At 63.2% G+C, this 22,998-nt stretch carries 22 protein-coding genes; 10 read left to right on the forward strand and 12 right to left on the reverse strand.

All coding sequences use genetic code 11. The features are described from left to right. Positions 1 to 64 precede the first annotated feature (64 nt). Positions 65 to 2,080: a phosphatase PAP2 family protein gene (locus HDIA_RS12255; RefSeq protein WP_099556424.1), complete on the reverse strand. Its 2,016-nt coding sequence runs from the start codon at positions 2,078 to 2,080 to the stop codon at positions 65 to 67. A 377-nt stretch (positions 2,081 to 2,457) separates the two neighbouring features. On the opposite strand from HDIA_RS12255, the gene HDIA_RS12260 reads away from it, so the two are divergent. The 3 genes from HDIA_RS12260 to HDIA_RS12270 all read left to right on the forward strand — a co-directional run bounded on the left by HDIA_RS12260 (position 2,458) and on the right by HDIA_RS12270 (position 5,123). Further along, positions 2,458 to 3,708 carry a YcaO-like family protein gene (locus tag HDIA_RS12260; protein ID WP_157775552.1) on the forward strand — a complete coding sequence of 417 codons (1,251 nt, stop codon included), beginning with the start codon at positions 2,458 to 2,460 and terminating at the stop codon, positions 3,706 to 3,708. 142 nt (positions 3,709 to 3,850) lie between these two features. Beyond that, a complete protein-coding gene (locus HDIA_RS12265) occupies positions 3,851 to 4,357 on the forward strand; it encodes a CreA family protein (protein WP_099556426.1) in 507 nt (168 codons plus the stop codon). Between the two features lie 70 nt (positions 4,358 to 4,427). Then, on the forward strand, positions 4,428 to 5,123 hold the full coding sequence (locus tag HDIA_RS12270; protein ID WP_099556427.1) for a regulatory protein RecX: 696 nt from the start codon (positions 4,428 to 4,430) through the stop codon (positions 5,121 to 5,123). A gap of 209 nt (positions 5,124 to 5,332) precedes the next feature. Here the strand turns inward: HDIA_RS12270 and HDIA_RS12275 are convergent, their stop codons facing one another. Next, a complete protein-coding gene (locus HDIA_RS12275) occupies positions 5,333 to 5,725 on the reverse strand; it encodes a GFA family protein (protein ID WP_099556428.1) in 393 nt (130 codons plus the stop codon). A 158-nt stretch (positions 5,726 to 5,883) separates the two neighbouring features. Beyond that, positions 5,884 to 7,665 (reverse strand): aspartate--tRNA ligase, encoded by a 1,782-nt coding sequence (gene aspS / locus HDIA_RS12280; RefSeq protein ID WP_099558868.1) that lies wholly within the window; start codon positions 7,663 to 7,665, stop codon positions 5,884 to 5,886. A gap of 274 nt (positions 7,666 to 7,939) precedes the next feature. Here aspS and rnd point away from each other — a divergent pair, with 274 nt between their 5' ends. Next, a complete protein-coding gene (gene rnd / locus HDIA_RS12285) occupies positions 7,940 to 9,088 on the forward strand; it encodes a ribonuclease D (protein WP_099558869.1) in 1,149 nt (382 codons plus the stop codon). A 42-nt stretch (positions 9,089 to 9,130) separates the two neighbouring features. Here the strand turns inward: rnd and speB are convergent, their stop codons facing one another. From speB to HDIA_RS12310, 5 genes are all read right to left on the reverse strand, one after another. After that, on the reverse strand, positions 9,131 to 10,099 hold the full coding sequence (gene speB / locus HDIA_RS12290; protein WP_245884255.1) for an agmatinase: 969 nt from the start codon (positions 10,097 to 10,099) through the stop codon (positions 9,131 to 9,133). Between the two features lie 147 nt (positions 10,100 to 10,246). After that, the gene (gene rpsI, locus HDIA_RS12295; RefSeq protein WP_099556429.1) at positions 10,247 to 10,723 is read right to left on the reverse strand and encodes a 30S ribosomal protein S9; all 477 of its coding nucleotides are present in this window, start codon (positions 10,721 to 10,723) and stop codon (positions 10,247 to 10,249) included. Positions 10,724 to 10,725: 2 nt separating this feature from the next. Further along, on the reverse strand, positions 10,726 to 11,187 hold the full coding sequence (gene rplM / locus HDIA_RS12300; protein WP_099556430.1) for a 50S ribosomal protein L13: 462 nt from the start codon (positions 11,185 to 11,187) through the stop codon (positions 10,726 to 10,728). A 244-nt stretch (positions 11,188 to 11,431) separates the two neighbouring features. Next, positions 11,432 to 12,169 carry a TerC family protein gene (locus tag HDIA_RS12305; RefSeq protein ID WP_099558871.1) on the reverse strand — a complete coding sequence of 246 codons (738 nt, stop codon included), beginning with the start codon at positions 12,167 to 12,169 and terminating at the stop codon, positions 11,432 to 11,434. A gap of 45 nt (positions 12,170 to 12,214) precedes the next feature. Next, on the reverse strand, positions 12,215 to 12,916 hold the full coding sequence (locus HDIA_RS12310) for a CDP-alcohol phosphatidyltransferase family protein (protein ID WP_099556431.1): 702 nt from the start codon (positions 12,914 to 12,916) through the stop codon (positions 12,215 to 12,217). A 214-nt stretch (positions 12,917 to 13,130) separates the two neighbouring features. Here HDIA_RS12310 and HDIA_RS12315 point away from each other — a divergent pair, with 214 nt between their 5' ends. From HDIA_RS12315 to HDIA_RS12325, 3 genes are all read left to right on the forward strand, one after another. Next, entirely contained in the window at positions 13,131 to 13,619 is a 489-nt protein-coding gene (locus HDIA_RS12315) for a hypothetical protein (RefSeq protein WP_157775554.1), read from the forward strand. Beyond that, positions 13,616 to 14,101: a DUF6691 family protein gene (locus HDIA_RS12320; RefSeq protein ID WP_099556433.1), complete on the forward strand. Its 486-nt coding sequence runs from the start codon at positions 13,616 to 13,618 to the stop codon at positions 14,099 to 14,101. The genes HDIA_RS12315 and HDIA_RS12320 overlap by 4 nt, the downstream gene beginning before the upstream one ends. A 145-nt stretch (positions 14,102 to 14,246) precedes the next feature. Next, entirely contained in the window at positions 14,247 to 15,422 is a 1,176-nt protein-coding gene (locus tag HDIA_RS12325; protein ID WP_099556434.1) for a UbiH/UbiF family hydroxylase, read from the forward strand. A 36-nt stretch (positions 15,423 to 15,458) separates the two neighbouring features. Here the strand turns inward: HDIA_RS12325 and HDIA_RS12330 are convergent, their stop codons facing one another. Both HDIA_RS12330 and HDIA_RS12335 read right to left on the reverse strand, forming a co-directional pair. Beyond that, positions 15,459 to 16,220, reverse strand: coding sequence for a class I SAM-dependent methyltransferase (locus HDIA_RS12330; RefSeq protein WP_157775557.1), 762 nt, complete (start codon positions 16,218 to 16,220; stop codon positions 15,459 to 15,461). 146 nt (positions 16,221 to 16,366) lie between these two features. After that, the gene (locus HDIA_RS12335) at positions 16,367 to 17,332 is read right to left on the reverse strand and encodes an AEC family transporter (RefSeq protein WP_099556436.1); all 966 of its coding nucleotides are present in this window, start codon (positions 17,330 to 17,332) and stop codon (positions 16,367 to 16,369) included. On the opposite strand from HDIA_RS12335, the gene HDIA_RS12340 reads away from it, so the two are divergent. The 3 genes from HDIA_RS12340 (at position 17,326) to HDIA_RS12350 (ending at position 20,028) form a co-directional block, all read left to right on the forward strand. Further along, entirely contained in the window at positions 17,326 to 18,450 is a 1,125-nt protein-coding gene (locus HDIA_RS12340) for a lysophospholipid acyltransferase family protein (RefSeq protein WP_099556437.1), read from the forward strand. The genes HDIA_RS12335 and HDIA_RS12340 overlap by 7 nt on opposite strands. A 134-nt stretch (positions 18,451 to 18,584) precedes the next feature. Further along, entirely contained in the window at positions 18,585 to 19,637 is a 1,053-nt protein-coding gene (locus HDIA_RS12345) for an HpcH/HpaI aldolase/citrate lyase family protein (protein WP_099556438.1), read from the forward strand. A gap of 184 nt (positions 19,638 to 19,821) precedes the next feature. Continuing rightward, positions 19,822 to 20,028: a DUF2842 domain-containing protein gene (locus HDIA_RS12350; protein WP_099556439.1), complete on the forward strand. Its 207-nt coding sequence runs from the start codon at positions 19,822 to 19,824 to the stop codon at positions 20,026 to 20,028. 849 nt (positions 20,029 to 20,877) lie between these two features. On the opposite strand, the gene HDIA_RS12355 is transcribed toward HDIA_RS12350, so the two are convergent. Both HDIA_RS12355 and HDIA_RS12360 read right to left on the reverse strand, forming a co-directional pair. Further along, positions 20,878 to 22,254, reverse strand: coding sequence for a PleD family two-component system response regulator (locus HDIA_RS12355; protein ID WP_099556440.1), 1,377 nt, complete (start codon positions 22,252 to 22,254; stop codon positions 20,878 to 20,880). A 364-nt stretch (positions 22,255 to 22,618) separates the two neighbouring features. Continuing rightward, complete coding sequence (locus tag HDIA_RS12360) at positions 22,619 to 22,987, reverse strand: response regulator (RefSeq protein WP_099556441.1); 369 nt, start codon at positions 22,985 to 22,987, stop codon at positions 22,619 to 22,621. Between the last annotated feature and the right edge of the window lie 11 nt (positions 22,988 to 22,998).

A 22,998-nucleotide genomic window follows, 5' to 3' on the forward strand; every position in this document is an offset into this window, starting at 1 on the left:
CCCGAGCAGAGCGGCCCAGTGAGCAGCAGACGGGCTGAGCGCCTCCGTCCGCCGCAAAGTCGCATCATCTGGAGACCTGCCTCAGCCACCATTGTTCGAAGGTCACGGGGCGATCGTCGGCGGCCCAGACATCCACCGTGACATCGCTGCCGCTGCCCGTCGTCGAGATGATCACCTTGTCGCCGTCGAAGCTCGGAAAGCGCAGCTGGATCGGTTCGCTGTGGTTGAGCATCTGCTCCTGCAGGATGCCTGCGGCGACACGCTCGCCAAGGCGCATGGCCTCGAAGCAGTCGGAGAAATAGTTGGCGCCCGCAGTGCAGCAGCCATGGCTGATGTTGGCGACGACCTTGTTGAGCTCGCCGGCAAGCGTCAGTTCCGTCGGCCGGACGTTGCTTTCCACGAGGTGGCTTCCGTCCGCAGCCGCTTCGAAGACCTGCTCGACACCGACATCGGCCAGCGTCTTCTCCCGCCAGTGATTGCGCGTCCAGCGGTTGGGACCGCCGACCGGCGCACCGTCGCCCCGGTAGAGATCGAACATCGCCTTGAGGATGGTGACGCTCGCGCCGACCGTCGCCGCATGACAGGAGCCGTAGGATGGGCTCATCGGCGAGCCTTCGGGAAAAGCCATCGAAAGCAGCAGGTTGAGGTCCATCCAGTCCGGATGATCCTCGCCGGCGTAAAGGAGAAGGGCCCTTTCCGGATCGGATCGGAACGCCTCGTTCTGTGCCCTGTTGTGCGCATCGACCAGTTCCGCCAGACCGCTGTCCCTGAGCTCGCGGACAATCGCCTTCAACCGGGGTTCGAGGAGACCGAGCCGATAGGATTCCTCGCCGGCCGCCAAAGTGATCATGCCGGCAACGGCCTCGGGCCGGGCCCGCCGGTGAACGCAGAACTTCTGGCGCTGGATCGCCTTCGCTGCCCGGCTCGCCGCCTCTGCCACCAAGGTCAGGGCATGGCACGGACCGAAGGGGTCGGTCTTGGTCCGCCAGGGATGATTGGTGCGGATCGGCAGGCTTCGTTCGAAGGGGGTCCTGAGACCGATGAGAAGCATGCAGGCATTGAGCGCCGCCTGATGAACAAACTCAGAATGGGCATGGGCGGCAAGGTCACGCGGAGTGGCAACGAAGCGAGGCTCCTTGGCAAGGCGTTCCGTCTCGCAGACGTCCGCACCATTTTGGACATCCAGCCAGCCGCTCCAGCCAGTCATGAAGTCGATCCCCGGCTCGGACGGGACGATGCGCTGGTCGATGCGCTGGGGGCCGCAGCGGACAATGCCATCCTCGGGCTTGAGGTCCTGCCTGGAGCAGGCGGTCCCGACGAGAAGAAACTGGGAGACGGTCGGTCCCCGATCCGCTCCCGGCGCAAAGCCGCGCATCAGGCCGGCAAGCCCCTGGCGCCGGAAGGGCTTGCGGGCCTGCTGCCGCCTTGCTTCGCCGGTCTCCAGTGTCTGGCCGCCGTTTCCTTGCTTGGCCGAAAACCAGGTGAGCGAGGCAAGCGCCGACTGAACCCCGCGCGTCCGGTCGTCCTCAGGCTTTTCAAGCATGGCGAAGGGAACGTCACGCAAGAGGGAGAGGGCGTAGAGTTCCGCCATCTCGGCGGACACCTCGGCGGAGCCAAGTGCCGGTGCCGGCGGAAGCGAGAGCTCGGCCGCATCCGGTCCTTCGAGATCGTAGAGATGTCCGGCCCGCGGATGCGCCCAGGCACGGCGGCCGGGCCGTGAAGGTATCGGCGTCGCGGTGATCGTGGTGGAGTAATTCGTGGAGGCGAGCCGTGGCAGAAAGGCGGAGGGGGACGCGCAATTGACCGCGTTGACGAAGACGCAATAGGCGTCCTCGCAGACAAGGCCATATTGGTCGTGTGGCAGGCCCTTGCTGAAGTTGGCCGGCCAGAAGCCGATTGCCTCGGCCTCCTCGCCATTCGAGCGCGCCGGTCGGTGCGGCCGGGCGGCGGCAAACCGGGCCGCCTCGATCCGCTGGGCCTTCGCCTCGTCGGCCCGGGGCTTGTCGTCGATCTCCGGACGCGGATAGGCGATCTGCGGATAACTCGTCGCTATCACCGGACGCGGAAACCTCGGCTGCATAATGTCCTCCTCCTCGGCCCGATCCCCATCAGGCGTTGGAAGCAGACTGGACCGACTTGCGTCAGACGAACGTCAGCTATCGTCAATCGACGATCTGACGTTTGGCGGACGGCGCATGACGGAATTCCCGAGGATGACGAAGGGGTTGCAAAGCACGCGAACCGCGGGAAATTGAATTTCCTATCAATTTCAATAAATTACGCTATAAATTGCGCATCGGATCATCACAATCCCGTCGATCGTGAGAGAGCCTTCGGCTCGCCGAACCGTCATTCGGAGCGTCATTCGTGTCGAAAATTCCCATTTTGAACGCCCGCCACGGTGAGGCGGCCGGGACCGGGATAGATGCTTCGAAGGAGGCCGGAGACATTTCGGCGTTGGGATTCGGCCTGCCACTGCCGCCTGGCGACCGTCAGATTCTGCAACTGCTGGCCCTGTTCGACCTTGAGGTCGAGATCATTCCGCTCTTCGGCCTGTATCTCGCGACAACGAACCTGGCCGATCCGTCAGGCCCGATCACGGCCAGCGGATTCGGCTTCGACCCGCCGACGGCAATCCGCCGATGCCTCGGCGAATGCGCCGAGATCGTCAGCAGCCGGTTCGATGCGCAGACGGACCGGAGCCGCATCGTTTCCTCAACCCATGGCCCAAGGCTCGATATCCAGCAGTGCCTCGGCTTTTCCTTGCGGCAACGGCATCACCGGGAAGACTTCGACCGCCTTTGCGCCGGCCATGACAGCCTGCCGCCGGACGCGATCATGGACGAGACCGGTCATTGGTGTCAGGTCGAGCGGCTCGGCGACGGCGCGCCCGCCTTCGTGCCGGCCTTCTGCCTTTTCAGCAATTTCGGGCTTGCGGTTCTCGGTGAGCCGAACACCGCTGCCGACAGCAACGGTCTTGCTGCCGGCACCAGTCCCGACGACGCCGCCCTTCGTGCCGTCGCCGAACTCGTCGAGCGCGACGCCGCTGGCCGCTGGTGGTGGTCGCAGCGCCAGTGCGCCGCGCTGATGCCGGAGGCGGGCGAGGGCGCCTTCATCGAGCATCTTGCAAGACACGAGGCCGAAACGGGACGAAGAAGCTGGTTCCTTCATCTCGGCAGCCTCGCCGGGCTGCATGCGGTTGCCGGGATCTCGGCCGAACTGGATGGAGGCCGGGTCTCGGTGGGGCTTGGCTGCGCGGACGATCCGGCCAAGGCCAAGGAAAAGGCCTTTCTGGAATCCGTCCAGCACGATCTCGCCATCCGCGGCGCCGAACTGAGGGCCGCCCGCGGAGGGCCGTTGAGCGCACGGGACCGCCTCCTGATGCAATGGGGAGCAAGCGCCACGACGGCGACAATGCCCCACCTCCTGCCGGCCGGGGTGACCACAATCGGCGAGCGCAACGTGACGAAGGAAGACCTCGCGGTGCCATCGCCATCCACTGCGGCGGCCGCGTTAGAGGCAATCGGCATCGACGTCTTCATCTTTCGCCTGACCCGGCCCGACATCGGCATCGACGTGGTCAGGGCCATCGCCCCCGGGCTTGCCCATTACAAGCCGCGCTTCGGCTCAATGCGGCTTCTGGATGTTGCCAGCGAAGGCAATCTGACAGAAAGGCTGGCCGCCGGATGGCCGCTCCTGACGATCTGACCAAAGTCCGTTCCGAGCGCCCATACTTCACAAGACCTTGTATCTTGCGTCCTGATTTCCCCATCTAAGGCCCAGTGGCCGAACAGACAGACCGGCCCGACGTTCATAGACTCTGCGTGCCACCACCGAGGAATTCCCGCTCATGCTTCGAAAAATCCTGATTGCCGGCCTGATGCTTCTGGGCGCCGCTGCACCCGCGCTCGCCGACGGGCCGGACCTCATTTTCAAGCGCTCGACGGTCTGGAAATTCCTCACCCCCGACCACAAGCTGGCGGTCTACGGCATCGACGATCCGATCGTCGACGGCGTTGCCTGCCATTACACCGTGCCGGAAAAGGGCGGCATTTCGGGCATGCTGGGCGTGGCGGAAGAAACCTCCGACATCTCGCTCGCCTGCCGGCAGGTCGGTCCCATCGTCTTCAAGCAGAAGTTCGAGCAGGGCGAGGACATGTTCAGCCAGCGCCGCTCGCTGATTTTCAAGAAGATGCAGATCGTGCGCGGCTGCGACACCAAGCGGAACGTCCTCGTCTATCTCGTCTATTCGGACAAGCTGATCGAAGGCAGCCCCAAGAACTCGACGTCGACCGTGCCGATCATGCCCTGGGGCGGCACGGATGCGCCGAAATGCGCCGATTTCGTCGAGAACTGACAGCTTTCGCAACGTGAGGGATTCGCTCGAACACCTTGACATTATGGTGTGATTCTGAAATGTTCCACTTATGTTCGATGCTCCGGAACAGATCGCTCCACTTGTCGGGCGCGAAAAGCTCATCCGCATGGCCATGCGCCATCTCGATCGCTATGCCGCCAGTGAAGCCGAACTGCGGCGTGTCCTGACGCGCTGCATCGACCGGCATCACCGCCGCCAGCAGCCCGCCGGTGATGATGCACTCGGCCTGTCCGAAAGGCTTGATGCCGCCCGTGACGAAGCGCTGCGCCTGATCGACGGCGTGATCGACTCCTGCAAACGCTCCGGTCTCATCGACGACCAGCGCTATTGCGAAACGCGCATCGTCTCGTCACGGCGGCGCGGCTGGTCGCGCCATCGCATCGCCGGCGATCTGGCGCGCCGCGGCCTCGACCGCGAACTCGTTTCAACGGAACTGCGACAGGCCGACGAGAACAGCGATGACGACGCCGAACTCATGGCTGCGATCCGGCTGGTCGAGCGCCGCAGGCTCGTCCGGCTGGAAGACCGTCAGTCGCATGACGACGCTGTGGACGATTCCACGGCATGGGAGGACGACGGGCCTGTCGAGACGAGCCGCGTGTCTGACCGTCGCCGCAAGCAACTCGGCGTGCTGATCCGCGCCGGCTTCTCGATGGGCATCGCGATGAAGGCCCTGGAGATTGTCCAGGAGCGGCTGGAGAGCGAGAGCGGAGCCTCGGAGAGCCTTCTGGACGCCTTCGGATGAGACGCCCAACGGAAAATGGGCCCGGCAGAGGCCCGAGAGAGACCGCACGGGGGCCCCTACAGGTATCAATTTAAGTTCCATAATCTTTCTTATGCGAATCATGTTGGTGGCAGTCGAGGCGATCAATGGCCCTATCTTCCGGGCATCTGGTTCGTGTCCCGGCAATCATATCGGCCCCCTCTCCAGGACACCGTGGCCGTCCAGGCCGCCTACTCCTCAGAGCGCCCCGTAGCTTCACGATCGCGCTCGTAGTGCCTCTTGAGCGGAAACGGCGGCAGCCAGGCCTCGCGGCGGATGGTCCAGAGCTCGTAGGTCGGCATCAACTGGTCGGGCGCATCCAATGACCCCAGATGCACCTCGATTTCGTCTTCCGTGCGCGAGAAGACCGACGAGCCGCAGTTGGGACAGAAGAACCGCCCGGCGTAGTCGCGCGTTTCGCCATCGATCGTCACGGCATCCTGAGGAAACACCGCCGAGGCGTGGAACAAGGCCCCGTGGTGCTTGCGGCAGTCGAGACAGTGACAAAGGCCGACCCGGTATGGACGCCCGGACGCCGTGATCCGGACCTTGCCGCAAAGGCATCCTCCGTTGAACTGGTCCATCACGCGTCTCCTCCTGAACGGGTAGCCGGCATTCCTTCAGGCGCCATCATCCGGTTTTGAGGTATGCGACGCCAAACTTTCCCGCCAGACCATACGAAAAACCCGCCGGCTTGCCGACCGGCGGGCTCAATCATCGTCGCAAGCGGCGAAGCCTGACGTCAGGTTGGCTTCTGGACCCGGATGTGCAACTCGCGCAGCTGCTTGGGCATGGCCTCCGACGGCGCACCCATGAGCAGGTCCTCGGCGCGCTGGTTCATCGGGAACAGGGTGATTTCGCGCAGGTTCTGCGCCCCGCAAAGCAGCATCACGATACGGTCGATACCGGCCGCCATGCCGCCGTGCGGCGGCGCGCCATACTGGAAGGCGCGGTAGAGGCCGCCGAAGCGCTCCTCGACATCCTGCTGCGAAAGCCCGGTCAGCTCGAAGGCCTTGACCATGGTCTCCGGCGACTGGTTACGGATCGAGCCGGAGGCGATCTCGTAGCCGTTGCAGACCATGTCATACTGGTAGGCCTTGATGCCGAGCGGTTCGTCGCCGTTCAGCGCCTCGATGCCGCCCTGGGGCATCGAGAAGGGATTGTGGGCGAAATCGATCTTCTTCTCGTCCTCGTCCCACTCATAGAACGGGAAGTCGATGATCCAGCAGAGTTCATAGCGGTCCGCGTCGACGAGACCGAGGTCGGTGCCGGCCTTGGTGCGCGCCTCGCCGGCGAACTTGTAGAACTTGTCCGGGTTGCCGGCGACGAAGAAGGCGGCATCGCCCTCCCCGAGCCCGAGTTGCACGCGGATCGCCTCGGTCCGCTCCGGACCGATGTTCTTGGCGATCGGGCCGGCGCCCTCGAGCGCGCCGTTCTCCGTGCGCCAGAAGATATAGCCAAGGCCCGGCTGACCTTCCGACTGCGCCCAGGAGTTCATGCGGTCGCAGAAAGCCCGGCTGCCGCCGGTCATCGCCGGAATGGCCCAGACCTCGGCCTTCGGATCGGCCTCGATCATGCGGGCGAAGACCTTGAAGCCGGAACCGGCGAAATGCTCGGTCACCGCCTGCATCTCGATCGGGTTGCGCAGATCCGGCTTGTCCGTGCCGTAGATGCGGATCGCATCGGCATAGGGGATGCGGCGGAATTCCTGCGTCACGGGCTTATCGCCCGCGAACTCCTCGAAGATGCCGCGCACGACCGGCTCCATCGTCTCCCAGATGTCCTCCTGGGTGACGAAGCTCATTTCAAGATCGAGCTGATAGAACTCGCCCGGCAGACGGTCGGCGCGCGGGTCCTCGTCGCGGAAACACGGCGCGATCTGGAAATAGCGGTCGAAGCCCGCGACCATCAGCAGCTGCTTGAACTGCTGCGGCGCCTGCGGCAGCGCATAGAAATTGCCGGGATGGATGCGGCTCGGAACGAGGAAGTCGCGCGCGCCTTCCGGCGACGACGCGGTCAGGATCGGCGTCGTGTATTCGGTGAAGCCGATCTCGTTCATCCGCCGGCGCATGGCGCCGATGATCTTCGTGCGCTTGACGATGTTGGCGTGCAGCGTCTCGCGGCGCAGGTCGATGAAGCGGTACTTGAGGCGCGTGTCCTCCGGATACTCCGGCTCGCCGAAGACGGGCAGCGGCAGTTCCTTCGCCTGCCCGAGCACCTCGATCTCACGAATGAATATCTCGATCGCGCCCGTCGCAAGATTCGGGTTCACCGTATCCGGCGAGCGGCGCTTCACGTCGCCGTCGAGCCGCAGGACCCATTCGGAGCGCACCGTCTCGGCCAGCTTGAAGGCCGGCGAATCCGGATCGATCACGCACTGGGTGATGCCATAGTGGTCGCGCAGGTCGATGAAGAGCAGACCGCCATGATCTCGGACACGGTGCACCCAGCCGGAAAGGCGAACGGTTTCGCCGGTGTGGGTGTCCCTGAGCTCTCCACAGGTATGGCTGCGATAGCGATGCATGGTGTCGACCTGAAATTGCGAAAATTCTGAGGGCAGCCAAGGAAAATTGCGGCTGCCGGCGCGGGCGGAAAAGCGCACGCGGGTCCGTCTTTGTCAAGAGTTTGTCGGCCCGAAGCGGCGAGATCCGCGGCCATCTGGATCCCTGTGGTCGATCGGCGGCACGCCGCCGGACGGTTAACCGTGTTTTGGATGCAACTATCCGCAGCCAAATTCGAAATTCCATTTTCCGGCGCGACATCCGGCCCGAGACTCACTAGATTGTGGCATCATGAAGATGATCACGACAACGCCCGACCTCGGGGCGGCCTGCGACGAGCTTTCCCGCCACGAATTCATCACCGTAGACACTGAATTCCTTCGCGAGACGACCTTCTGGCCGAAACTGTGCGTGATTCAGATGGCGGGGCCTGAGACGGCCTATGTTATCGACGCCCTCGCCGAGGATATCGACCTTTCTCCCTTCTTCGCGCTGATGCGCGATGAGAGGGTGCTGAAGGTCTTTCACGCTGCCCGGCAGGACATCGAGATCATCTGGCACCGGGGCGGCTTTGTCCCCTCCCCGATCTTCGACACCCAGGTCGCGGCGATGGTCTGCGGCTACGGCGATTCGATCTCCTACGATCAACTCGTCGGTCGGATCACCGGGGCGCAGATCGACAAGACTCACCGCTTCACCGACTGGTCGCGCCGTCCGCTCAGCGAGGCGCAGATCGAATATGCCGTTGCCGACGTGACCCATCTTCGGGATGTCTATGCGTCCCTGAAGAAGAGCCTAGACAAGCGGCAGCGGACCGACTGGGTGAGCGAGGAGATGAAGGTGCTCACCTCGGAGAGCACCTATCGCTCCGATCCCGAAGATGCCTGGCGGCGCCTGAAGATGCGCGTGCGCAAGTCGCAGGAACTCCTGATCATGCAGGCGGTCGCAGCCTGGCGCGAGCGCGAGGCGCAGTCCCGCGACGTACCGCGCAGCCGCGTCATCAAGGACGATGCCATCTACGAGATATCGACCCAGGCCCCGAAGGATGCCCAGGCTCTCGGCCGGCTGAGGACGGTGCCGAACGGTTTCGAACGCTCGCGGGCCGGCGGCGAGATCGTCGCCGTGGTGCAGGAGGCCCTCACGACCCCCAAGGACGAGTGGCCTCAGATCCCGCGCGGACGCCCGTCGCCCGAAGGTGCCGGCGCTGCTGTCGACCTCATGAAGGTGCTCTTGAAGCTCGTTGCCGATAACGAGGGCGTCGCAGCCAAGGTGATCGCCACCGTCGACGACCTGGAGCAGATCGCTGCGAACGATGACGCCGACGTCGAGGCCCTGAAGGGCTGGCGGCGGGAACTCTTCGGTGACCTCGCCCTCAAGCTGAAGCACGGTGAACTCGGCCTCAGCTTCGACGGCAAGAAGGTCGTGACGATCGAGCGCGGCGAGTAACCGGCTGGGCAAGCAGACGCGGGCCCTTCTTCTTGCTTCGCCCTACCCGCCCCGTTTTTTCGCTGCCAACAGTCCCAGATAGCTCTGCGCGACCGTGGACGCCGCAATCGCGGTGATGTCGGCATGGTCGTAGGCCGGCGCCACCTCGACCACATCGCCGCCGACAAAATCGATGTCTTCCAGCCCGGTGATGAGTGCGATCATCTCCCGCGTCGTCAGACCGCCGGAAACGGGCGTGCCGGTTCCCGGCGCGAAGGCCGGATCGAGGCAATCGATATCGAAGGTCATGTAGGCGCGGTTGTCGCCGACCCGGTTGCAGATACGGTCCAGCACGCCAGCGATCCCGAGACGGTCGATGTCGTGGCCGTAGAGGATTTCAAGGCCGCAATCCTCCGGCGCATGGGTGCGGATACCGACCTGGATCGACGTCGAGGGATCGATGATGCCGTGGCGCACGGCCCAGGCGACGAAGGCGCCATGGTCGACGCGGTCGTCGTCATCGCCGTGCCAGGTGTCCTGATGCGCGTCGAACTGGATCAGCGACAGCGGCCCGAAGCGTTCGGCATGGGCCCGAAGCAGCGGCCAGGTGACATAGTGGTCGCCGCCGAGCGTGAAGAGATGGCAGCCGGCATCCAGAATCTCGCCGGCCTGCGCCTCGATCTGCAGCCGCGCGTCCTGCGGCCGGCCATAGTCCAGCGAGCAGTCGCCCCAGTCGACAACGGCCAGTTCCTCGAAGATGTCGAAGCCGAAGGGATAGTTCGGATCGCCGTCGAAGATCGCCGACGCGCGGCGGATCGCCTGCGGCCCGAAGCGCGCGCCCGAGCGGTTGGAAACGGCGCTGTCGAAGGGAATGCCCCAGACGACGGCATCCACATTCTCCAGTTCCCGGCTCAGCATCCGGCGCATGAAGGACAGCGTGCCGCCATAGGTCGGCTCGGTCGCGCCGCCCAGGATCGTTGGCCTCAGAAACGCATGGTCCGTCGGCCTTGGCCGCATGTCGTCGTCACGCATAAAGCCCCTCCCCGTCCGCACATGCGAATCCAATATCCGAAGATGAAGCGTTTCGCGAATCGGTCGTTCCCGCAACGAAAAAAGGCGGACCGAATGGCCCGCCTTTTCCAAATTTGCAGTTTCCACGCTGCCGAGGCAGCGGCGCAATCAGCGCTTGGAGAACTGGAACGAACGACGGGCCTTCCGGCGGCCGTACTTCTTGCGCTCGACCACGCGGCTGTCGCGGGTGAGGAAGCCGTCCTTCTTGAGCACGGCGCGAAGCCCGGGCTCATAGTAGGTCAGCGCCTTGGAGATGCCGTGACGGATCGCACCGGCCTGGCCGGAGAGGCCGCCGCCGGCGACCGTGGCGATGACGTCGAACTGGCCGTCGCGGCTGGTGGCGACGATCGGCTGCTGCACGATCATCTGCAGGACCGGGCGACCGAAATAGGCCGTGAAGTCCTTGTCGTTGACGATGATCTTGCCGGAGCCGGGCTTCACCCACACGCGGGCGACGGCGTCCTTGCGCTTGCCGGTGGCATAGGCGCGGCCGAACTGATCGAGCTTCTGGACATGAACCGGAGCGCTGGTCTCAGCGGTGCCGATCTCTTCGCCCAGTTCGGAAAGGGACTGGAGTTCCGCCATGATCAGGCTCTCGCATTCTTGGAGTTGAGGGACTTGACGTCGAGCACCGACGGCTGCTGGGCTTCATGCGGATGCTCACCACCGGCATAGACGCGCAGGTTGCCGAGCTGGCGGCGGGCAAGCGGTCCTTCCGGCATCATGCGCTGGACGGCCTTCTCGAGCACGCGCTCAGGGAAACGGCCCTCGAGGATGAAGCGCGCGGTGCGCTCCTTGATGCCGCCGGCATAACCGGTGTGGTGGTAGTACTTCTTGTCGGAGTACTTGCGGCCGGTGAAGACGACCTTGTCCGCGTTGATGACGATGACGTTGTCGCCGTCGTCGACATGGGGCGTGAAGGACGGCTTGTGCTTGCCGCGAAGACGCATCGCGATCAGCGAGGCGAGGCGACCGACCACGAGCCCTTCGGCGTCGATCAGCACCCACTTCTTCACGACCTCAGCCGGCTTGGCCGAATAGGTTTTCATGACGTGAGACCATCTAGTGAGGCGCCGCCCTCCCCGCTTCGGCCCTGAAAGACCGGCACAAGAAAACGCAGCGCGTTGAATCCGAAAAAACGGCGACCAAGTCGGCCGCCGGGATGGCGTTGCGTATACGCGAGCGGACCGCGCCCGTCAAGAACCATGGAGTCACCGAGAAATACGGATTATCGAGAAAATTCATATGGATACATGATGCGGTATTAAATTACCGCAGCATTTTTCGTCGATTTCAGTGGTCCCCTTCCACCGGCACGCGTTTGGCGCGCTTCGACTTGGCCATGATGTTGACCACCTCCACGCCGGCGGAGAAGGCCATGGCGAAATAGATGAAGCCCTTCGGGATGTGGTAGCCAATGCCGTCGGCGACCAGCGCCACGCCGATCAGGAGCAGGAAGGAGAGCGCCAGCATCTTGGTCGTCGGATGGGCGTGGATGAACTGCGAAACCAGGCCGGAGGCCAGATACATGATCGCGATGGCAATGCAGACGGCCACGATCATGATCTCCAAGTGATCGGCCATGCCGATCGCCGTGATGATGGAATCGACCGAAAAGACGAGATCGATCGCGATGATCTGGGCGATCATCATCGCGAAGGATGCCTTCACCTTGCTGGAATGGTGCTCTTCCTCGCCCTCGATCCCCTTGTGGATTTCAAGCGTCGCCTTGACGATCAGGAAGAGCCCGCCGCCGAGCAGGATCACGTCGCGCCAGGAAACCGGGTGGTCTCCGATGGCGAAAAGCGGCGCCGTCAGTCCGATCAGGAAGGACAGCAGCATCAGGAGGATGATCCGGAAGATCAGCGCGAGGCCGAGGCCGATCTTGCGCGCCCTCTCCGCTTGCTGGGCAGGCAGCCGTCCGGTCAGCACGGAAATGAAGACGATGTTGTCGATGCCGAGGACGATCTCCATGACCGTCAGGGTTACGAGACTGGCCCAGGCGGCCGGATCGGTCAGCAAGGCCAGCATCATACGTCCTCTTCCAAGACCACGTCGGCCCAGAAGTATCGGTGGTTATTTGAGAAGGTCAAGAAGCTGGTGCACGGCCGAAACGAGCGCCAGATAAAGACTGGAGAGCAGCAGGCCTGCACCGACGGCAAACGAAACATCGAGGCCGCTCGTCAGCGCGACGACCGCACAGACCGACCAGACGACGCAGACGAGCAGGGTCAGGGGGCGCCAGCGCACGACCCGCACCGGATGAACGAAGGCCACCGGCAGGAACGTCAGCACCGCGAGAAGTCCCGTCACCACACTGATGACTTCGATCGGCGGGCGAAAGACGAAAAACAGGAAAATCACGCCGTTCCAGACCGCCGGAAACCCGCGGAAGGCGTTGTTCTTCATCTTCATTCGCGTATCGGCGAAATACATCGCGCTGGTGAAGACGATGACACCGGCCAGCGCCAGCGAGATCCAGGTCGGACCGAAGCCGCCCGCCGCGAGCGCCATCGCCGGCAGGAACACATAGGTCACGTAGTCGACAACGAAATCGAGCGCGGCACCGGAGAATGTCGGCAGTCTGCGCTCGACGTGAAGCCAGCGCGCAATCGGCCCGTCGACGCCGTCGATTGCGAGCGCGAAGCCGAGAAGTCCGAAGAACTTGGGCCAGTCCTGCGCATAGGCGGCAATGGCCGCCAGCATGGCCACGACGATACCGCTCGCCGTGAAGGCGTGGACCGCGAGAGCGATCAGCGCATTCTGATGTTTGTTCACTATGGCTGCCGGCGTCAACGTGTCGCCCCTGACGGAAGAAACGCACTAAAGTTCCTGCGTATATGAACCCTTGAAAGCAGAAACGCCAGCTTTCTTTGAACTTCTGGGGCTCGCGCAAATCGATTTCCCACCGGCGACAGGACCGCAAACGAACACCTGACCGGACTGCATGCGACACTCTTGCCGAGTGTCGGCAAAGGTCATTTGGCGCATCATGGCCGCCAAGAACAGTTCGTTTTCCATTTGCCGGGTGCAGACGATGCAGAGCCTCGCGCTCGAAAGCTTCCCGATCGCCTACCTTGTCGGCGGCTGCCTTATTGGCCTTTCGATCGCCCTCACCTGGGTCTTTGCCGGCCGTCAGGTCGATGCATCCGACGTGATCGCCAATCTCCAGGCGGGTCGCATGCGCCTGTGGCAGGTGGTGTTCCTCGTCTTCATGGTGATCGGCGGCTGGGCAGCGGCTTTCCTGCTGCCCCTGACCGGGCTGACGTCCCGCGCGACATCGCAGGCGCTCTCCGGCGGCGTCGCGCTTCTGCTGATCGGCGCCTTCCTCGTCGGCGTCGGCATGCGGCTTGCGGCCGGCATCGGCATGGGACCGGAGGTGCACGGCCTGGCACGTCTTGCCCCGCGAGCGATCGTTGCCCTGGCGATTTTCGCCTGTTCCGCCTTCCTGACCCTCACAGTCTTCGGACCATCGTCATGACCCATCAGACAAGCCAGACCTTGATCATCATGGCGCTTTCCGGCGCCCTGGCCGGCACCGGCGTGGTCCTGTGCGGCCTCACCGACACCGAAGCCCTGCGTTCCCTGCTTGCCGGCGGCGGGCTCTCGTCGGCCGCAAGCGGCCTTGCCTTCGCCTTCGTCAGCGGCCTGCTGGTCGCGATGGTCGGCATCCGGATCGGCCAGCGGCGCAAGCGGCCCGTGCTGTCCCCGATCTTCCATAGCCCAACCCGCCGCACCATCGATGTCCGGCTGGTGCTGGGCGCCCTGCTCTTCGGCATCGGAGCGGGCCTCTCCGGCCTGCTTCCGGGCGCCGCCGTCGCATCGCTGGCGATTGCACCGCTCAAGGCCCTCGCCGCGCTCCTGGTCATGGCGCTCGGCATGCGCTGTGTCGACATCGTTCTGCACGAAGGATCGCACAGGCGCCGCCTCCATGATCGCATGGCCCCACGGGGCAGCCAGTAGCCCTCCGGACTTCCGCCGCGTCCAAAGACGAACTATGTAGCTGGAAAGGATCGGCGATAGCGCCGTCCAACCGGCACGGTCACGGCCCGGCGGACAAGCCGGTTTCACCGGGTTCAAGGCCATGTCTCGGAGCAGGAGCGGCCCCATGGCACAGGAAACCGATATCGTCGTCGTTGGTGGCGGCCCGTCCGGAATGATCGCGGCCCTCGCCGCCGCCCGATCCGGATACCGGACCGTCCTCGTGGCGCCGCCCCTGTCAAGGCCCGACCACCGGACCACCGCGCTCCTCGGCAGCTCCGTTGCCTTCCTCAAAGCGCTCGACGTCTGGGATCGTCTGCAGCCGAAGGCGGCGGCCCTGCGCACGATGCGGCTGATCGACGGAACCAACCGGCTGATCCGCGCGCCCGAAACCGCCTTCGAGGCGTCCGAGATGGACCTTGAGGCCTTCGGCTACAATATCGAGAACACCGAACTCAATGCCGTTCTGGCCGAGGCGATCGACGGCGAAGAGCGCATCGCGCGCGTCGAAAGCGCGGCCAAGGACATTGCCGTCTCGCCGGATCGCTGTTCGATCACCACGGACGACGGCACGACGATCGACTGCCGCCTGGTCATCGGCGCGGACGGACGCAACTCTCCGGTTCGCCAGGCCGCCGGCATCGACGTCAAGCGCTGGACCTACGATCAGGTGGCTCTCGTCCTCAATGTCCGGCACACGGCCCCGCACGAGGACACCTCGACGGAACTCCACACCGAGACGGGCCCCTTCACGCTGGTGCCGCTCGGTCCCCTGCGCTCGTCGATCGTCTGCGTCGAACGTCCCAAGGTGGTCGATGCGATGATGGCCCTTTCGGACCAGGAACTAGCCCGCGACCTAGGAGAGCGCAGCCACTTCCTGCTGGGAAAGCTCTCGATCGACGGGCCGCGCCAGGCCTTCCCGCTCTCGGGGCTTTCCGCAGCACGAATGGTGGGAGACCGGGTCGCGCTCGTCGGCGAGGCCGCGCACGCCTTTCCGCCGATCGGGGCGCAGGGCCTCAACCTCGGTATTCGCGACGTCGCCGACCTTTCCCGCGTCCTGGAGAAATCCGCGAGGCAGGGCGAGGATCCGGGAAGTGAAGGCACCCTCGCCCGCTACGCCCGTGCCCGCCGCGTTGACGTGGCGAGCCGGACGATGGGCGTCGATCTGCTCAATCGCTCGCTTTTGACGGATTTCCTTCCCGTGCAGATGGCGCGCTCGATCGGGCTGGAAGTGGCCCGCAGCATCAAGCCGCTCCGGCGCCTTCTGATGCGCGAGGGCCTCGCGCCGGGCTACCGCGCCTGACTGGCGACTGCGCGCCGGGCCTCGGTCCGGAATGGCTCAGTTGAAGCTGAAATAGCTCATCCCGCCGCCCGGCGACTTTTGCGAGAAGCTGTGGAACAGCGCGTCCGGCACTTCCAGGACGCGTCCGCTTCGCAGCAGCGACGTCAGGACCACGTTGATGCGCGGGTTCCGGCGCTTCGAAATGACGAGATCGGGAAAGTTCCCGAGGGTCAGCACCAGCGGCAGATAGTCCACGTTGATCTTCAGGAAGGCCGAGACGGCCTGGTGCACGCCGAGATTCTGCCGGGCGCCGAGCTGCGAGACGATGCAGTCGTTGAGAACGATGAGCCCGTTGTCGTTGACCTTTTCCTTCCAGTACATCAGGTCGCGGTAGATGAACTCATACTGGTGGTTGGCGTCGAGATAGACCAGATCAAGGCTGGAATCGGCGACCTGATCGAGGCCCTTGAAGGAATCGGCGACGACGAACTTCACATTGTCCCTGCCGGTGAATCGCGCTTTCGCCTCGGCGAGCAACCGGTCGAAGGTCGCCTGATCGTCGAGCGGGCCGCCGAAATAGCTCTCCGTCGCGCTGAGGTCGTCGATATAGGAGGGAAGGCTGTCGAATGGCGAATAGCCGGACATGATCTCTTCCGCGCTCCAGCTGTCGACGAGGGTCATCGAGGAAGGCCGCAGGGTCTCGTAGAGAAACTGGGCGTTTTCTCCCTTCAGCACGCCGACCTCGGCGATGGCCCCGCATTGCCCCGCCAAACCGGAATTTCGAATGAGATCGTACCGGTTTCCCGTAAAAATAAACATCTGCCCCGCTTTCGTGCACCATCGCCGGGCTCCGTGCCGTTGGCGATTGCCACCCCGTCGAAGCCGGCCATTCCTGCCATGGCAAAAGACACCGCCACGGCGACCGACCATGGCCTGATTCGAAGCTGAAGCAAAAAAGAGCGCGTCTACCGGCCGAATGGCGTGAGCGGCAGAAGATCGTAGGTGATCAGCGCCAGAACGCCCGTCACGGTGAAGACAGACAGGACCGTCGAAATCACGATGGCGGTTGCGGCCCGCGAGACATAGACATCGTATTGCTGGGCCGCGACGAACGTCGTGGCCGCTGTCGGCAGGCTCGCCATCAGCACCGCCGTCTTGATCCAGACCGGATCGAAACCGCCGATCCAGGTCAGCATCAGCCAGGCGATGAACGGGTGCACGACAAGCTTGATCGCGACGAGTATCGGCAGTTCCGTCGGCACCCGCCCCATCGGCTGCAGCGCCACGGTGACGCCGATGGCAAAGAGCGCGGTCGGGGCAGCCGAATTGCGCAGGAACGTCACCATCTGCGCCAGCGCCTCGGGAAGCTGGAAATGAAACGCCGCCGCCAGGATGCCGGCGATCGTGCCGAGAATGAACGGATGCAGGAAGACCCGCTTCGCCACGACCCCGATGGTCTGCATGAGCTTCAGGTCTTCCGTGCCGCCGAGCGCCATCATCAGCGGCGTGAGGCTGAAGGCGAGCGTGACGTCGAAGCAGAAGATCAGCGCGGTCGGCGCGGCGGCGGCGGTTCCGAGGGCCGCCAACGTCAGACCCGGCCCCATGTAGCCGACATTGGCGTAGGAGCCGACCAGCCCCTGAATGGTGGCAAGCTTCAGGTCGCCGTTGCTGATGATCGTTCCGACGGCGAAAGAGAGCGCGAAGGCGGCATAGGTCGAAAAGGTCGTCGACAGGATGAACCCGCCCTGCGCCAGTTCCTCGATCGGCGTCTTCGACATCAGGTCGTAGAAGAGGGCGGGAAGAGCGATATAGACAAGATAGAAATCGAGCCAGGCCAGTCCCGAGCGGGGAATTTTGGCGATCCTGCCGGAACCGAACCCAAGGAAGATCAAACCGAAGAAGGGCAACGCAAGGGAAATGACTTGTGACATGGTTTCCTGGCGGGGTTCTTGCCAAGCCGTACGAGGGAAGCCCCCGGCATCAGGACTTCATCGGGCCTCACCGGATCGAGCTGGAAGCGGCGGAGCACGGCGAAAAATCGGAAATGACCGCTGGCTTTTGCTTCTCTAGATCGATATCGAGAGCCCGCCAAGGTCAACCTTCTAACATGCTGAAATCCGGTTTGTCCCCTGATCAAGATCCCGCCAGCGCAGTGAATGCCGACGACACGGCCGACGGAACGGCAAGCCCGACGCTTGCCGACCGGCTGGAGTATTGGGCCTTGCGAGCGGTGCTTGCCCTGCTGTCCGCCATGTCGGTCGATCGCGCATCGGCGCTGATGGGTTGGCTCTGGCGCAAGCTTGCCCCGTTCAACCATCGCCACAAGCGCGCCGACGCCAATATCGCAGCTGTCATGCCGCATCTTTCCCGCGCGCAAAGGCGGCGGATCCTCGATGGCATGTGGGACAACCTCGGGCGGGTCTCCGCGGAAACGATCATCGGCCCCGACCGCATTGCCGCCGACCGCTTTCGCCTCGGCTTCGATCCGGACGAATTCCGCGGCATCGACTTCTCCAAGGGTGCCGTTTTCGCCTCCCTGCATGCGGGCAATTGGGAGCTGGCCACAGCCGGAATCAGCGCTTTTCGTCTCAAGGCCGCCGCCGTCTACCGCAAGGTCCGCAACCCCCTTGTCGAGGCCATGCTCCTCAAGCGCCGGGTGGCGCTCTACCCCGCCGGCCTTCTTCCAAGAGAATCGGCAACGCCTCTCAAGCTCGGCCGGCTTGCCAGAGCCGGCGCGGCCATCTGCCTTCTCGCGGACCTGCGCGACAACAACGGTCTTCGCATCGATTTCCTCGGTCGCCCGGCCTGGGTCAGCAAGGCACCGGCCTTCTTCGCCCGGCGTTTTGGGCTCCCCCTGATGGCGGCGCGCGTCGTTCGCGAAAATGGCGTGCATTTTCGGGCGGAGACGGTCGCGATCCCGATTCCGAAGACCGACGATCTCGAAGACGACATCGCCGTAGCCACACGGGCGCTCAATGCCTGTTTCGAAGACTGGATCAGGCAGGATCCCGAGCAGTGGATGTGGGGCAATCGCAAGTGGCTCGATTGAGCCGGCCGTGAGCTGCCTCTCGTGCTTTCGGCCATGCGACCATTTCCGCACTGCCGCAAAATGGCCAATTCGGGGCATATAGCGGGCAACGGAAGGCCGAGCTCTCCGAAGAATGACGACCAGAGGAAGACCCGATGACGACCAAGACGCCCCGCGCCTATTGGAAACCGCTGGCGATCGGCGCACCCGAGCCCTATCGCGAGTTGCCGGTGAAGCTGGAGCGGATGATCCATTTCGTGCCGCCGCACAATGAAAAGGTGCGCGCCAAGCTTCCCGACCTTGCCAAGACCGTCGACATCGTCCTCGGCAATCTGGAAGACGCCATTCCCGCCGACCAGAAGGAGCAGGCGCGCAAGGGCTTCATCGAAATGGCGAAAACCGTCGATTTCGGCAACGCCCAGCTCTGGACGCGCATCAACTGCCTCAACAGCCCCTGGGTGCTGGACGACATCGGCGAGATCGTCGCGGAGGTCGGCGACAAGCTCGACGTCATCATGCTGCCGAAGGTGGAAGGCCCCTGGGACATCCACTACATGGACCAACTCCTCGCCCAGCTTGAGGCGCGCCACGGTCTCACCCGGCCCATCCTCGTTCACGCCATTCTGGAAACGGCCGAGGGCGTCAAGAACGTCGAGGCGATTGCCACCGCCTCCCCGCGCATGCACGGCATGAGCCTTGGCCCGGCCGATCTTGCCGCCTCGCGCGGCATGAAGACGACCCGCGTCGGCGGCGGTCATCCCGACTATGGGGTTCTCGCCGATGCCAAGGGCGACGCGCCCCGCGCCTTCGTGCAGCAGGATCTTTGGCACTATACGGTCGGCAAGATGGTCGATGCCTGCCTCTCCGCCGGCATCAAGCCCTTCTATGGCCCCTTCGGCGATTTCTCCGATCCTGCCGCCTGCGAGGCCCAGTTCCGCAACGCCTTCCTCATGGGCTGCGTCGGCGCCTGGTCGTTGCACCCGAGCCAGGTCGAGATCGCCAAGCGCGTCTTCAGCCCGGAGCCGGAAGAGGTGAAATTCGCCGTCCGCATCCTGGAAGCGATGCCCGACGGAACCGGCGCGGTCATGATCGACGGCAAGATGCAGGACGACGCGACCTGGAAGCAGGCCAAGGTCATCGTCGATCTGGCAAAACAGGTCGCGGCCGGAGATCCGGAAAGAGCCGTGCTTTACGGCTTCACCGCCTGACGAACGGCCGGGGCCGTTTTCCCAACTCTCGGCGACAGGGCTTTTCTGGCGCCCTCACCTCGGCTATGTCGTCGGGCGGTCGGTCCTTGGAGACGATCGACCGCCCGATGGCCCGTGGTCGTTCGCAATCGACTGCTGGCGAATTCCCCGCCCCTGATATCCGCCGCCAGGAGACGCCCCCCTCATGCCCGCGAGACTGCGATCCTTCATAGGAGCAATTCTGCTCACGCTTCTCGTTCTGATCTATCCACTGATCGTGATGGGTCTGGCCGTTCGAATCCTGCCGGAGGCCTCCAAACTCGTCGAACTGCTCTTTTATGTCGTCGCGGGGCTTGCCTGGGTCATTCCCGCCGGTGGGATCATCAAGTGGATGGTCAGAGCCAAAAGATGATCAATTAAGGCGACTTGCGGTCATTTGTATGTTGCACAAATAAAACCTTCGCCACATTGCAAGTCAAAAAAGTAGAGCCCGGTGCTTTCGCCCGGGCTCTATTCAGAATTTATTTAGCATTTTGCGCAAATTTAAGGGCATCAAATGATGCTCTTAGAACGTATGAAATCTCAAAAATTTGATTGCTAGATGCTTAAACACATAAACCACCAATAAACGGAGGATGGCCGGCCGTGGGTCACAGAGGAGGCCACTCTCGCCACAGCCGGCCAACCGGCCCTAGTGTATCCGGGAGATGCGGCGGACCCGAATACACAAGGGTTACTTGGCGAGGCGGCATCGGTTAATGTCTTTCATTTCGTTGCCGTCTCGCTTCTTCGATTTCCAACCTAAGTTACGCCCGTCTTCCGGGCAATAGTTTTCCGATTGGATTGCTTTTTATTCGAATTTCTTCGTAAATAGTTAAGGTAAACGTATTTCCAAGCCTGATTTGGACAGCAGTCCCGGCTTATTGCCAGTTCGTTGCAGGGCGGCAGGCCGGCATGGTCGATTTCATCAAGACGCGGCTGGCACCCTCGCGCGAGGCCAAGTCAGTTTTGTGAAAGTATCGTTCTCTGGATGAACTGTTTCTGAACGGGCCGCGGCCAGAACATTCCTGTCTATCCACCCGTCGCGCTTGAAAAACGCGCTTCTCGCCCAGCATTGTGAGACAGGCGAAAGTGTCGACGAAATGGCAGATCGTTGCACATCCGCAACAGGCAACGGGCATAGGTCGCCGCGCCGGACATCGGCCGGCAGCCTGTAGATGCGAAGTCGGTTAACTATCCCCTCAGGCGGGAGATACCAGGGTCAGGCGGCGTCGGCGACGACGCGATTGCGCCCGTCCCTCTTGGCCGCATAAAGGGCCATATCCGCACGCCGGAGCATCTTTTCCGGGGTGTCATCCGGCGGCGCCGCAACCGCCAGGCCGATCGAGACCGTAACCTTGATCGGATCGCGCCCTCCCCCGATCGGGAACGGGCTGCGCGCAATGAGGTCCCGCAGCCGTTCGGCAATCGCAAGGCCGAAATGCTGGTCGGTATCGGGCATCACGATCACGAATTCCTCGCCGCCCATTCGGCAGGCCATGTCCATGCCGCGCAGGTTACGCTCGATGCGGGCGGCAAATTCCTTGAGCACCTCGTCGCCGGCACTGTGGCCATAGGTGTCGTTGACGCTCTTGAAATGGTCGATGTCGAGGACAAGCAGGGCAAGCTCATGGCCGCCGCGCGTGTTGGCCTGCTCGACGAGCTGCCCGATATGCATGTCGAAGTAGCGGCGATTGTGGAGCCCCGTCAGGCTGTCCGTCAGCGCCAGTTCCATCGTGTGCTGCACGGTGTCGCGAAGCCGGTCGGTGAAGCGCTTGCGCCGGATTTGCGTCCGGCACCGCGCCAGAAGCTCGTTCGCTTCCACCGGCCGGACCAGATAGTCGTTCACGCCGAGTTCCAGCGCCCTGAGCATCCGCGGCTGGTCGTCCTGAGTGCAGACGAGCAGGATCGGCAGATGGCGCGTGCGTTCCAGCGAGCGAAGCTGGGAACAAATCCGGAGCGCATCGTGATCGGCCAGATCCGCATTGACGATGACGAGTTCAAAGTCGCCCTCGGCCGCCCGGATAAGGCCCTGGGTGGGATCGATTTCAAGCTCGACGTCATGCTCGCGCCGAAGCCCGCCGATGAGGCGTTCGTGGGACGACGGCCGGTTGTCGATCAGCAGGATACGTCCTTTGCCCGTCCGAGCCGGATCGGCAAAGAACATCGCTTCCGCAAGGCTGCTGTTGTCGCTGTCGGTCGCGCGCGCATGGATTTCGTCCGTCAGCATCTTCAGCCGGACGAGGCTCTTGACCCGCGTGATCAGTTGAAGATCGCCAACCGGCTTGGTCAGGAAATCGTCGGCGCCGGCCTGCAGCCCCTGCACCCGGTCGCGCGTCTGGTCGAGCGCCGTGATCAGGATGACGGGAATATGGACAGTGCGCGGGTTGGCCTTGAGGCGGCGGCAAAGCTCGAATCCGTCCATGCCGGGCATCATGACGTCGAGGAGAATGAGATCGCAGGTGTTGGTCTCGAAGAATGTCAGGACTTCCTGGCCGCTAGCCGCCGTCACGACATCGAAATATTCCGCCAGCAGCCGTGCCTCGAGCAATTTGATGTTTGCGGCAATATCGTCGACAACCAAAATCCGTGCGGACATCCCGACCAACCCCCTGGAGCACCCGAAGGCGGGAGTTCAAGACGACAAGCCGCCCGACGCCACCCTTGGCCCCTGTTCATTGCCCGGTCATCCGATGGCAAGCCATCTGCCATCCCCGCCCACTTTTGGGTTTGGCACCTTGACCGGTTATTCAAAGAACAACACAAAAACGTCAAACAGATACTAAAGCGAACGCCCAGAAAAACGCTGGAACGTCCGTGTTCTGAATGAAAATGACTGCCGCGGCTTCGAAGAGCTCCGCCACCAGCCCGCATACCCGGAATGAGACGAATGCCACCTGCCCCAGCATGATCGAGGCCGCGTCAGAGGGCCATCTACCACGCATTCGCTGACGGCGCCGCCATCACTCTCCAAGATAGTTGCGAACGGTTTCCAAAAACTTTGCAACGGAGATAGGTTTTGAAATATAGGCTTCGCATCCGCCCTGCCGGATGCGTTCCTCGTCACCCTTCATGGCGAAGGCTGTGACGGCAATGACCGGGATCGAGCGAAGATCGTCGTCTTCCTTGATCCACTTGGTCACTTCCAGGCCCGACACCTCGGGAAGCTGGATGTCCATCAGGATGAGGTCGGGCTTGTGGGCGCGGGCGATATCGAGCGCTTCGATACCATTGCGTGTCTGCAAGGTCGCATAGCCATGCGCCTCCAGAAGATCATGGAAGAGCTTCATGTTGAGCTCGTTATCTTCCACGATCAGCACCGTCTTCGGCATCTTCACTCTCC

The sequence above is a fragment of the Hartmannibacter diazotrophicus genome, assembly GCF_900231165.1.
Lineage (GTDB): Bacteria > Pseudomonadota > Alphaproteobacteria > Rhizobiales > Pleomorphomonadaceae > Hartmannibacter > Hartmannibacter diazotrophicus.